Origin of the sequence: Endozoicomonas sp. SESOKO2, from assembly GCF_024606245.1 — a bacterium.
GTDB lineage: Bacteria > Pseudomonadota > Gammaproteobacteria > Pseudomonadales > Endozoicomonadaceae > Endozoicomonas_A.
Window position 1 is genome coordinate 1 of record NZ_JAHHPQ010000146.1, and the last position, 2015, is coordinate 2015.

The 2015-nt window shown below is 43.4% G+C and carries 2 protein-coding genes; one reads left to right on the forward strand and one right to left on the reverse strand.

Translation table 11 applies throughout. The features are described from left to right. Positions 1–965, forward strand: a 965-nt coding sequence (locus tag KDK17_RS03630) for a hypothetical protein (RefSeq protein ID WP_257287366.1), incomplete at its 5' end; no start/stop codon positions are given. Positions 966–1542: 577 nt separating this feature from the next. Here KDK17_RS03630 and KDK17_RS03635 read toward each other — a convergent pair. Next, positions 1543–1857 carry a succinate dehydrogenase assembly factor 2 gene (locus KDK17_RS03635; RefSeq protein WP_257255465.1) on the reverse strand — a complete coding sequence of 105 codons (315 nt, stop codon included), beginning with the start codon at positions 1855–1857 and terminating at the stop codon, positions 1543–1545. Between the last annotated feature and the right edge of the window lie 158 nt (positions 1858–2015).

The following is a 2015-nucleotide window of genomic DNA, read 5'->3' on the forward strand; positions in this document are numbered from 1 at the left end:
AGATTGAGTCAAAAGTCCGCTTTCAGGCTAAAGAATCTGATTTTCTTTACTACACACTTAGGGGACATGCATCACTGAAAAATTTGTTCCATCTGATTTTAATCGAAGATCCGGAAGACTCCTCAGAATTGTATCTTGGTTTCTATGAAGAGGATGAAGGTAGTGTTATTGATACAGCTGTTTTAAGTGCAACGCCTGCGCCCATCTTTTTGCAGGACGTTTTATATAAGTCTGACACATCAGCTCCTGCAATCAATGGCACTATTACCAAAAGCACGGCTCTGCCAACTCATTCAGGTCAGCCTTTAAACAAGACTTTTATAAATACAAATTCGACCTCCCAAAATACAACCGGGTTACGCGACTTGATGCCAAAGGAGCGTGAGTTTAAGCCCTTCAGACCCATTCTAAGCTTGAAAAAAGAGCTGGAATATTCAATCGAAGTGGCTTGGAAATCAAGAGATGTAATAACGTCGGCAACAATGTCTGATACCAGTGATATGACCTATACAACAGTCAGCCCTTCAGCAACACTGTCTTCGTCGCTACAGTCCTCGTCAATATCATCTTCGACGAAACAAGTGCTGCCAGACGCCTCTGAGGCTATTCCGGAAAATGTCGGCACGCAGATTATTATCAAAAATAAAGAGGGAATGATTCTGGCAACATTAAATCTTGATCTGGAGCCTGGGTATTTTTCATTCAGTGATGAAAATGGATATGTACTGGAATACAGAATTGACGAGTTTGGTATTCATCAGCTAACAAAAATCCACACTGAAACTGAATATGCGAACGAAAACAGATACAATTTTTTCTTTCCAGAACAGCATCAGGATTACAGCGGCGTGTACGCGTTTCTCGGTGGGTTTTGCGGGTTTATAGTAGTTGCCGGGGCTTTGTCAGTATTAGCAGTCCATTGTGGAAATCGTCGGGCGAAGACACTTCATGGAACGCCTTTGTAAAAATGACCCTGAGCTTCTGTATACGTTTCCCTTTTCTCCAGCTGCAGCATTGATGGCGTTACTGCTGCGATATTATCAACGATATTTTACCGATAGTCTGGAGCAGGGAAGCAACTGTATTCCTCATGGAAGCGATGACATAATTTTAATACTTTATTTTCTTCCTTTGCTCATCAACATTAAGCGCAACCTCAGAGCATGCAGTGACGCTGGATGATCGGAGTCCTTGAAAAAATTCACCGAATAATTTCGCTCATCCTCACCACGAAACCTAAGGCACATCAACCAGGGCAATACCAGCCATTCGCCCTGTGGTATGCATGGCTGCCAACCTTTTCGGGTCCCAATGAACCATCGCTCCCTATACCAGCGTATAGCAAGCACACTGGTGCCAAGACTTTTTTTTAGCTGTGACAGGTAATAATAAACGGCATAGGCATTCAGGACTGCAAACAACAATATGGTACAGAGGAAGTTAAGAGATGTGAAAAACAATGCCATACTGGCAAAAAGATAACAGAAAACAGTTAGTATGAAGTGACGAACAGAGAAACCTGCCCGCACTTCAATCAGAGAATCATTGGGCCCTGACCGCATCCTTCAAACCACTATCTAAAGCTTTATCCAAACCGCTATCCAAGCCACTTCGGGCATATTGCAGAACCTTGTCCACCATACTCGCCAGCTCGGGATCCTGAGGACGACCATCCCCCATAAACCAGGCAAACAGATCCGGATCTTCACAATCGATTAATTTCAAATAGACAAACTGATCTTCTGCAGATAGTTTTTTAAAAACCTGATTGGTGAAGGGCTCGAGCAAGACATCAAGCTCCAGCATACCGCGTCGACTGTGCCACTGCAGGCGTCTGAAATCATCAGCGCTTAACATTTTCGGAATACTCCCTTGATCGAGTTCAATCAACCGGAAAAAACAGAAAGCCTTGTCATAAGACTCTGGGAAAGTTGTCTAAATGCAGGCAAGACAAGCTCCCGGCATTCAGTGAGAAGCATTATACGGTTTAGTTAGCGCTCTGAATACTCTATATT